At 71.9% G+C, this 2,715-nt stretch carries 4 protein-coding genes; 3 read left to right on the top strand and 1 reads right to left on the bottom strand.

The features are described 5' to 3' along the window. Nucleotides 1-4: 4 nt before the first annotated feature. Nucleotides 5-619, bottom strand: a complete 615-nt coding sequence (locus ABD285_RS01525; protein ID WP_284253503.1) for a TetR/AcrR family transcriptional regulator — start codon at nucleotides 617-619, stop codon at nucleotides 5-7. A 115-nt stretch (nucleotides 620-734) separates the two neighbouring features. Between ABD285_RS01525 and paaA the strand changes: the two genes are divergently transcribed. The 3 genes from paaA to paaC all read left to right on the top strand — a co-directional run. Continuing rightward, nucleotides 735-1,721 (top strand): 1,2-phenylacetyl-CoA epoxidase subunit PaaA, encoded by a 987-nt coding sequence (paaA, locus tag ABD285_RS01520; protein WP_284253502.1) that lies wholly within the window; start codon nucleotides 735-737, stop codon nucleotides 1,719-1,721. Next, nucleotides 1,718-2,026: a 1,2-phenylacetyl-CoA epoxidase subunit PaaB gene (gene paaB / locus ABD285_RS01515; protein ID WP_284253501.1), complete on the top strand. Its 309-nt coding sequence runs from the start codon at nucleotides 1,718-1,720 to the stop codon at nucleotides 2,024-2,026. The genes paaA and paaB overlap by 4 nt, the downstream gene beginning before the upstream one ends. After that, nucleotides 2,023-2,715: 1,2-phenylacetyl-CoA epoxidase subunit PaaC (gene paaC, locus ABD285_RS01510; RefSeq protein WP_344199680.1), on the top strand; the 693-nt coding region annotated here is incomplete at its 3' end. The genes paaB and paaC, both read left to right, overlap by 4 nt.

Genomic DNA, 2,715 nt, shown 5'->3' with positions numbered 1-2,715 from the left:
GGGGCTAGCGGCGGAGGCCCTCGAGCGCGAGCCGCAGCACGTCGTCGGCGAGCGCCTCGACATCCTCCGGTCCGCCGGGGCGGTACCACTCGACGATCGAGTTGATCATGCCGAACAGCAGCCGCTCGGCCACCCGCGGGTCGATGTCGTCGCGCAGCGTGCCCTCGTCGCGGGCCGCATCCATCAGCTCCGTGACGGCGCGGTCGAATCGCCGCCGCCGGGCGAGCGCCGCCCGCTCCACCTCGGTGTTGCCGCGCAACCGCAGCAGCAGCGTGACGCTGGGCAGTTCGGCGACGAGCACGCGCACGGCGCCGCGCAGCACGTGGGTGAGCCGGTCGGCGGCCGCGCCGTCCCGCGCACCCGGCTCCGTGAGCACGCCCTCGAGCGCCCCGAGGGCCTGGTCGAGCGCAAGCCGCAGCAGCTCCTCCTTCGACCCGACGTGGTGGTAGATGGCCGCCTTCGACAGGCCGAGGCGCTTCGCGATGAGAGCGATCGACGTCGCGTCGTAGCCGTGCTCCGTGAACTCGGCGACGGCTCCGCGCAGGATGCCGGCGAGGTCGTACCCGGGGCGACCCCGGCGCGCGGGCGTCTCCGGCATCCGGACCGCGCTCGCCGCCATGTGCTCCCTCTCCCTTGTCAGGACTCCGCGTGACCAGTGTGGCGCGAGCGGGGGTACCGCGCCGCGCGCCGCGCTCCTATACTAAGTGAACGTCCGGTCAGTAAAGGAGATCGTGATGGCGCAGAGCCCGACGGCACAGGTGCCGACGACCGAGATCGACGACGACCCCGACGGCCGCGCCCGCTTCGACGAACTGATCGCCGCCGACTCCCGGATCGAACCGCGCGACTGGATGCCCGCGGCGTACCGCAAGAACCTGGTGCGCCAGATCTCCCAGCACGCGCACTCCGAGATCATCGGCATGCAGCCGGAGGCCAACTGGATCAGCCGCGCACCGAGCCTCAAGCGCAAGGCGATCCTCATGGCCAAGGTGCAGGACGAGGCCGGTCACGGCCTCTACCTCTACTCCGCCGCGCAGACGCTCGGCACCCCGCGCGACGAGATGTTCCAGGCGCTCGTCGACGGCCGGGCGCGCTACTCGTCGATCTTCAACTACCCGACCCTCGGCTGGGCCGACATGGGCGCGATCGGCTGGCTCGTCGACGGGGCAGCGATCTGCAACCAGGTGCCGCTGTGCCGCGCGAGCTACGGCCCGTACGCCCGCGCGATGGTGCGCATCTGCAAGGAGGAGTCGTTCCATCAGCGGCAGGGTTTCGAGATTCTGCTCGAGCTCATGCACGGCACTCCGGCGCAGCGCGCGATGGCGCAGGATGCCGTCGACCGCTGGTACGCACCCAGTCTCATGATGTTCGGACCGCCCGACGAGGAGAGCGTCAACTCCCAGCAGTCGATGGCCTGGAACATCAAGCGCTTCAGCAACGACGACCTGCGTCAGCGATTCGTCGACATGCTCGTGCCGCAGGCCGAGGCGCTCGGTGTGACGCTGCCCGACCCGGACCTGCGCTTCGACGAGGCGACCGGGCACTGGGCGTACGGCGAGCTCGACTGGCACGAGTTCCAGGAGGTGCTCGGCGGTCGCGGACCCTGCAACACCCAGCGTCTCGCGCACCGCCGCGCCGCGTTCGAGGACGGCGCGTGGGTGCGGGAGGCCGCCGCGGCCTACGCGCGCAAGCAGGCCGACGCCGCGGAGCAGGCAGCATGACGACGCCCGGCGCCGCGGACGCGCGCGAGATCTGGCCCCTCTGGGAGGTCTTCGTGCGGGCCAACCGCGGACTCTCGCACGTGCACGCCGGGTCGCTGCACGCGCCCGACGCGACCATGGCGATCCAGAACGCCCGCGACCTCTACACCCGCCGGGGCGAGGGCGTGTCGATCTGGGTCGTGCCGGCCGAGTCGATCACGACCTCCGACCCGGATGCCCGGGGCGCCTGGTTCGAATCCCCCGCGGGCAAGAACTACCGCCACGCCGTCTACTACACGAAGTCGGAGGGGGTGCCGCACCTGTGACCCGGGCCGACCCGCACGGCGAGGTGATCGTCGACCGCCTGTCGCTCGCCGACGAGATCGTCGGAGGCGGCGAGGAGGCGGCGACGGCCGATGCGGCCGAGTACGCGCTCTGGCTGGGCGACGACGCGCTCGTGCTCGCGCAGTGCCTGGGGTGGTGGATCTCGCGCGGCCCCGAGCTCGAGGAGGACATGGCGCTGGCCAACATCGCCCTCGATCTGCTCGGCCACGCGCGCTCGCTGCTGAGCCACGCCGGAACCGCCGACGGGCGCACCGAGGACGACCTCGCGTACTGGCGGGACGAGCGCGAGTTCCGCTGCGCGCAGCTCGCCGAGCTGCCGAACGGCGACTACGCGCACACCCTCGTGCGGCAGCTGGCGTTCGCGGTCTTCCAGGTCGAGCTCTACGACCGGCTGCAGGAGTCCTCCGATGCGACCCTCGCCGCGATCGCCGCGAAGGCCGCCAAGGAGGTCGCCTACCATCGCGAGCACAGCACGGAGTGGTTCCGCCGCCTCGCACTCGGCACCGACGATTCCCGCCGCCGCCTGCTCACCGCGCTCGAGCATGTCTGGCCGTACGTCGGCGACCTGTTCCGCGACGAGCCGCTGCTCGACCGGCTCGAGGGCGTCGCCGTGCGGCCCTCGACGCTGCGGGCGCCGTTCGATCAGGCGATGGGCGCGCTCGCCGCCGAG

Source organism: Pseudolysinimonas kribbensis (assembly GCF_039531715.1).
Classification (GTDB): Bacteria; Actinomycetota; Actinomycetes; order Actinomycetales; family Microbacteriaceae; genus Pseudolysinimonas; species Pseudolysinimonas kribbensis.
This window is presented reverse-complemented; position numbering and strand designations above follow the sequence as displayed.